This is a genomic window from Kordia sp. (assembly GCF_045105435.1).
Taxonomy (GTDB): Bacteria; Bacteroidota; Bacteroidia; order Flavobacteriales; family Flavobacteriaceae; genus Kordia.
Genome location: NZ_JBGCDL010000223.1, coordinates 1 through 6,642 on the forward strand (window position 1 = coordinate 1; position 6,642 = coordinate 6,642).

7 protein-coding genes are annotated in these 6,642 nt (G+C 33.8%); 4 read left to right on the forward strand and 3 right to left on the reverse strand.

Annotated features, from left to right (window positions below):
- On the reverse strand, positions 1-266 hold a 266-nt coding region (locus AB8B65_RS11555; RefSeq protein WP_405301171.1), incomplete at its 3' end, for a site-2 protease family protein.
- 120 nt (positions 267-386) lie between these two features.
- On the reverse strand, positions 387-2,141 hold the full coding sequence (locus AB8B65_RS11560; protein WP_405301172.1) for a M1 family metallopeptidase: 1,755 nt from the start codon (positions 2,139-2,141) through the stop codon (positions 387-389).
- A gap of 138 nt (positions 2,142-2,279) precedes the next feature.
- Between AB8B65_RS11560 and AB8B65_RS11565 the strand changes: the two genes are divergently transcribed.
- From AB8B65_RS11565 to AB8B65_RS11580, 4 genes are all read left to right on the forward strand, one after another.
- Entirely contained in the window at positions 2,280-2,948 is a 669-nt protein-coding gene (locus AB8B65_RS11565; protein ID WP_405301173.1) for an SCO family protein, read from the forward strand.
- A gap of 212 nt (positions 2,949-3,160) precedes the next feature.
- Positions 3,161-3,385, forward strand: coding sequence for a ferrous iron transport protein A (locus AB8B65_RS11570; protein ID WP_405301174.1), 225 nt, complete (start codon positions 3,161-3,163; stop codon positions 3,383-3,385).
- Between the two features lie 12 nt (positions 3,386-3,397).
- Positions 3,398-5,554 carry a ferrous iron transport protein B gene (gene feoB, locus AB8B65_RS11575; RefSeq protein ID WP_405301175.1) on the forward strand — a complete coding sequence of 719 codons (2,157 nt, stop codon included), beginning with the start codon at positions 3,398-3,400 and terminating at the stop codon, positions 5,552-5,554.
- Between the two features lie 4 nt (positions 5,555-5,558).
- The gene (locus AB8B65_RS11580; protein WP_405301176.1) at positions 5,559-5,681 is read left to right on the forward strand and encodes a FeoB-associated Cys-rich membrane protein; all 123 of its coding nucleotides are present in this window, start codon (positions 5,559-5,561) and stop codon (positions 5,679-5,681) included.
- A 13-nt stretch (positions 5,682-5,694) separates the two neighbouring features.
- Here AB8B65_RS11580 and AB8B65_RS11585 read toward each other — a convergent pair whose 3' ends face one another.
- Entirely contained in the window at positions 5,695-6,342 is a 648-nt protein-coding gene (locus tag AB8B65_RS11585) for an outer membrane beta-barrel protein (protein WP_405301177.1), read from the reverse strand.
- Positions 6,343-6,642: the final 300 nt, after the last annotated feature.

Here is a 6,642-nt window from a genome sequence, read left to right on the forward strand (position 1 = left end):
GGTGGTTTTTCCATTTGCTCTTTGTCCATGCTTTCATCAATCATTCCAGCAATTTTGACATAACCTCCTAAAGGAAGCCATCCAATTCCGTATACCGTATCGCCGACTTTCTTTTTTACAATAGAAAACCACGGATCAAAAAATAAATAGAATTTTTCAACTTTCGTTTTAAAAAGTTTAGCTGGTATGAAGTGTCCTAATTCGTGAAGAATCACAAGAATTGATATGATAAGGACAAACGTTATAATCTGAATAAATACTCCCATTTATAGTATAAAATGTTTATAGAACGCACAAAAGTAAGCTTTTATGATTACTTAAAAAAAATAGCAGCGACCTAAAAATTAGATTTTATTATATTTACTAAAAATGTGTGTAGTAAGGTATTATTTTTCAGCAGTTACAAATGTAGTTTTGTTTGCTGTATTGTTCATAGAAGACTGAATTTCTAATTCGGCAACAGCTTCAATATCAATTCTAACACTGTTGTTTCTTGAAATTAAATCGAATTTAGGATCAATGATAATATCAGCGATTTCAAAATCAACTGCAATTGCAAATTGTTGTCCATCATACGCATGATCAACAGTAATATACTGTTCTTCTCCTAACATTCCCACAACTAAGAAAGGAACATTCATTTCAAAGAAATCTACTTTTTTGCCTGATTGTGCTTGATTCATCGTAATGTTCAATTCATTCTTAGCACCTTGATGCCAAGCTACATCATACGAAGGATATCCTTCACCATAAATCCAATCGCTAAAAAATGCTTGTAAATCTTGTCCGCTTGTAGTTTCTAAATGAGCTTGCAATTGATCTGAATTTGCATAACCATACGCCAATTCTTCATCGTTCAAATAATTTCTAATTCCTTTAAAGAATACGTCGTCTCCAAGTTTTTGACGCAACATGTGAATCACCATTGCACCTTTATTATAGGTTAAACGTGAACTAAATATACGTCCAACATTGTCTAGTTTTTCGTCTTCAACATATACAGAACCATTTCTTGACGTTGTAATGTCTGCAATTTTTCCACGTTTCCAGTTAATGAAGTCTTTTTCGCCATCAAAATGATTTTCAACCAAACCCGTTAAGTAGGTTGCAAAACCTTCGTTTAACCATATATTATTCCAAGAATCGCAGGTTACTTTGTTCCCAAACCATTGGTGTGCCAATTCATGTGCAATTAACGATCTGCTAAAATTCCCCATAAAAGAAATTGTAGAATGCTCCATGCCGCCACCATATTCAAACTCAGCATGACCGTATTTTTCATCTTTAAAAGGATAGTCTCCAAATAAATCTTGAAACAAGTTCATAATTTCAACAGTCACTTTCGTGTATTCTTCTGCTTTTTCTCTCGATTCAGGATACACATAATTTACGATATCAAAACTATATCCGTTTCTTTCTACAGTTTGCGAAAAAACTTCATAATCCGTTACCGCAATTCCTATTAAGTAAGATGGAATTGGATAATTATGTTGCCAATGAGTCGTCACCATTGCTCCACTTTCTTCTTCTGATATTACCATTCCATTAGAGACAGCTTTATATGCTTTGGGAGCAGTGATGATGACATCAATTTGATCTATTTTATCGTTTAAGTCTTGCTTACATGGCCACCATTCTTTTGAACCATACGGCTCAGAAAGTGTATATAATGAAGGCGTGTTGTTATGTGTTGTGGTTACAAATCCGTTACTTCCGTCACTCGTATTTGGAGTTCCTTCGTACGCAATTTTTAATGTTTGAGTCGCATCTTCACAAAGTCCTTTTACAAATGTGATGATGAGTTCGTCGTTTTCGTGTGTGTATTGTAATGTTTCTTCTTCAGTAATTACAGAAGCAACTTCTAAACTGTTTGATAAGTCAAAAACAATAGTATCTGTGTTTTCTATGATGCGTAATTCTGTTGTAACTTGTCCTTTTATATAATGTTTTGCTGGGTCAACTTCTAATTCTAATGTATGTGAAAGTAAATCGTAAGAAGCTGTATGTTCGTTGGCTTGAAAATCCTGTAGCTGTTTTGCGGTATTATACTCTCCTTTAACCACATCGATCAATTCCTGATCCGTCTGGCTAAAGGCGATAAAAGTCCATAAGAAACCAAGGGCTAAGATGGTTTTCTTCATAGTTAATTAGGTTTGGGATTACCAATATAGGAATATTTCCTTTTCAAACATAAAAATCGTATATTTGCATAGTGGTTTTTCGATGAACGCCCCAAAATTAATCGGTGAACTGTAAAATTATCCGCTAAACAACACAAAATGATGTCATTCTTTAAAAAATACAGACTTTTCACGATTGTAATGAGCTGTTTATCAGCTATTATACTCACAGCTTTCTACTTTATGCTTCGCAAGAAAAATGTACTTCCTGTATACCAACCGACTAATGTAAATGTCGAATTAGTTGACAATTCCATACAACATATTAGTAAATATCATAAAATAAATGATTTTTCGCTTGTAAATCAGAATGGAGAAACAATCACACAAGACACCTATAAAGGGAAAATTTATGTAGCAGATTTCTTTTTTACAACCTGTGGTACTATTTGTCCAATCATGACAAAAAACATGGCAGACATCCAAAAAGAGATTCTCAATGATGACGATGTTATGCTTTTATCACACACCGTAACTCCCGAAATTGATACGGTTGCCCAATTAAAACGCTATGCTATTGAAAAAGGTGTTAATGATGCAAAATGGAATTTAGTGACAGGTGAAAAAAAACAAATTTATGACTTGGCTCGCAAATCGTATTTAGCCGTAAAATCAAATGGAGATAAAGATTATAGCATGGTACATACCGAAAATTTTATGCTAATCGATAAAGAACGTCGCATTCGTGGATTTTATGATGGTACCAAAAAAGAAGAGATTGAACAACTCCTAGAAGACATCGAAATACTAAAAGCTTCCTACGAATAACGCTTTTTCCGTGCGGAAGTTTTCTAATACCCTTTTTCCCCTTTCTTCTTCCTTTAAAAAAGAAAGCGTAGCTAAGGCTATGCTTGATTTTTGAAACTTGAATAAAGAAAAAAATTATCACTTTCTTTTACTGTAATTTCAAATCATAACTGGTATAACTAAACTTTTTAACTTATTTTTGCTTCTTTAAAATTAATCTAAATAAAAAGACCGTGACTGTTGCCGATTTACAAAAAGGAGAAAAAGCTGTTATTCTTGATTTTTCAGTGGATGCAATTCCGCTAAAATTGATTGAAATGGGTTGCCTGCCTGGAAATGAAGTAACACTTGTACAAACCACCTTATTTAACGGACCTTTATTTTTGACGATTAATGATAGTAATATTGCTATTAGAAAAGATACTGCCGCAGAAATTTTAATTGAAAAAGTGCTTTAATCCTATTTATTAATGAGCGATTCAACCATAAAAGTAGCCTTAATAGGAAATCCGAACACAGGAAAAACATCCTTATTTAACCATTTAACAGGTTTACACCAGAAAGTTGGAAATTACCCTGGAATTACGGTTGACAAGAAAACAGGAAGCTGCAAACTTTCTAAAACGCAAAAAGCTACTATTTTAGATTTGCCCGGAACGTATAGTTTGAACGCTTCTTCGGCAGATGAAAAAATTGCCATCGATATTTTAAACAATTCCGCAAATGCCAATTATCCTGATGTGGTTGTGGTCGTGACAGATGTGGAACAACTAAAACGCAATTTACTCATCTTCACGCAAGTGAAAGATTTAGAAATTCCGACAATCTTAGTCATTAATATGGCAGACAGAATGAAGTCGAAAGGAATTTCAATCAATATTCCGCAATTAGAAGCTGATTTAAACACCAAAGTTGTCGTCATTAGTTCCAAGCAAAAAACAGGAATTGACGCTGTTAAAGAGGCGATTACGGAGTACAAATCAATTTCCACAGCACGCTTTATTCCCAAAGGAAAAATTGAAAAAAATACCATAACAGATACCGAATTACTGACTTCGTTGTCAAAAGTTGAACTTAAAAAAGTACAGCATCGCGAAACCATTATTCGTTACCAATTTATAAACGAAGTACTTAAAAAATCGTACACGGTTGATCAATCTAAAGCTTCGGACATGCAAGCAAAACTCGACCGTATTTTTACACATAAATTTTTCGGTTACGCCATTTTTGCCATTATATTATTGTTGATATTTCAAATTATGTTTCAATGGAGCAATGTACCAATGGACTTGATTGATGGCGCTTTTGGAGCGTTGGCAGAATGGACAAAAGAAGTATTGCCCGCAGGAATGTTTACCGATTTACTCGCCGATGGAATTATTACTGGCTTGGGCGGAATCGTAATCTTTATTCCGCAAATTGCCTTCTTATTTCTCTTTATCGCCATTTTGGAAGAAAGTGGTTATATGAGTCGTGTCGTGTTTTTGATGGACAAAGTGATGCGCCGATTTGGATTGAGCGGAAAAAGTGTCGTTCCACTAATTTCGGGCGCTGCCTGTGCCATTCCGGCAATTATGGCAACTAGAAATATAGAAAGCTGGAAAGAACGTCTCATTACTATTTTAGTAACACCATTTATTACCTGTTCTGCGCGTTTGCCAGTATATGCAATTCTAATTTCGCTTATTATTCCTGGCGAACCGATCTTTTGGTTTTTTACTTGGCAAGGAATTACCTTGATGTTATTATATCTTATCGGATTTGCCATTGCATTGCTTTCCGCATACATTTTACACAAAACTTTACCGATTGAAAGTAAGTCGTATTTTGTAGTAGAATTGCCAAAATATAAAATTCCATTATTCAAAAATGTAGCATTTACGGTGCTAGAAAAAACCAAAGCGTTTGTATTTGAAGCAGGAAGAATCATCTTAGCCATTTCTATTATTTTATGGGTTTTGGCATCTGTTGGTGTAAATGATACGTTTGATGATGCAGAAACGATTGTAAAAGAAGCTATTGATAAAAGAGGTTTTAACGAGATTCAAGAAATTTCTTTGCAAAACAAAATTATTCGCTATAAAGAAAGTCTTGTAGAAGATTTTATAAGTAAAGAAAAAGTATATACTGAAAGACAATTACAAGACTCCATTAGTGCAAAAATTCCTAAATTTAGAGAAGCAGTTGTTGAAGATGAAATTGAAGGATTGCGACTCGAAAATTCAGTTTTAGGTGTCATTGGAAAAGTGATTGAACCTACTATTCGTCCGTTAGGATACGACTGGAAAGTAGGAATTGCTTTGGTAAGTTCGTTTGCCGCACGCGAAGTATTTATTGGAACCTTGGCAACTATTTATAGTGTTGGTAGTGAAGGCGATGACGAAGATGGAAATACCATTAAAGCCAAAATGGAATCGGAAATGCATGCTGGCTCTGGCAAAAAAGTATTCACATTTGCTGCAGGTATATCACTCTTGTTGTTTTATGCATTTGCCATGCAATGTATGGCTACATTAGCAATTGTAAAACGCGAAACAAATGGTTGGAAATGGCCAATAATTCAGTTGGTTTCCATGACAATTATTGCATACGTTGCTGCATTAATAGCGTATCAATTTTTAAAATAAAGGTATGATTCAGAAGATATTAGTTGGCATTACATTTTTGATCGCAGTTGGTTTTTTTGTGAAGAAATTTTTCTGGAAAAAGAAAACCGCAAAAGCTTGTGGTGAAGACGATTGCGGTTGTTCGTAATGTATTTTTTATCTTAGAAGTAATAACTTAACCCAAATAATAAATTTGTTGAGTTTAATGAAAAATTGAAGCTATTAAAATCAACCTCCGAATTGTTAGCTTCGTCCTCTAGATTACTTGTTGTATATCCTAAAGCACCTATTGAAGTTTCCAAACCTAAGTTTTTATTAAGCATCAACACTAAACCTGGTCGCACTCCAAAAAAGAATGTATTCGTTGTTCTTGCATTTGTATTGTTTACTTCACTTTTTGAACGTGTGTACTGTGTTTCTCCTTGTACGAAAAACGCTAATTTTTTACCAACACCTTTGTAATAACGCACATAGGGAAATACGGAAAATGAATTGGTTGAAACTTCACTATCCATTACTCCATTAAGATCATTTTCTCTTGAATTGGTTGTATATCCAAGTCCTATTCCCAAAAAGAAATCATCACTGATGGCATACGCATACGATGGATTGATACTAAAACCAAAGTTTTTTGATTCTTGTGTTTGAGTTTGCGCATCCAAATCTGAAGTAGAACTGTTCAGCGATAAATTTAAGTTAATAAATTGTGTTCCCTTTACAAAAGTTAATTTGTCAGAAGTGTTGTCGTCCTTTTGTGCATTGGCAAATGCAACCGCTAAAATGAACACAAATACTGTAATTTTTTTCATTATAATCGTTTTTAATGTTTCGTTAATAATTCAAAAATACACAGCATAGCCAAAAAGCTGGCATGTTTAACATATTTTTATTGGTTTTTTTAGCTGAGTTGGAAGTAGACTTTATCGAAAAAAAAGGAGCATGCAGAAAAATAAAGGCATAAAAAAAGAGAGTGTTAAGCCTCACTCTCTTTTTTTAACAAATGTTGTTAATTAATGTCTTAAGTTAAACAACTAAATGATTTCTAAAATTACTCAGTGCTAAAGTACATTCTTTACAAATGAAACGTTTAATAATTAGGTTAATGCACA

What these genes read in the sequence shown, in the direction of transcription:
- AB8B65_RS11560 (WP_405301172.1), bottom strand. Translation starts at nt 2,141, where the DNA reads ATGAAGAAAACCATCTTAGCCCTTGGTTTCTTATGGACTTTTATCGCC.
- feoB (WP_405301175.1), top strand. Translation starts at nt 3,398, where the DNA reads ATGAGCGATTCAACCATAAAAGTAGCCTTAATAGGAAATCCGAACACA.
- AB8B65_RS11565 (WP_405301173.1), top strand. Translation starts at nt 2,280, where the DNA reads ATGATGTCATTCTTTAAAAAATACAGACTTTTCACGATTGTAATGAGC.
- AB8B65_RS11580 (WP_405301176.1), top strand. Translation starts at nt 5,559, where the DNA reads ATGATTCAGAAGATATTAGTTGGCATTACATTTTTGATCGCAGTTGGT.
- AB8B65_RS11585 (WP_405301177.1), bottom strand. Translation starts at nt 6,342, where the DNA reads ATGAAAAAAATTACAGTATTTGTGTTCATTTTAGCGGTTGCATTTGCC.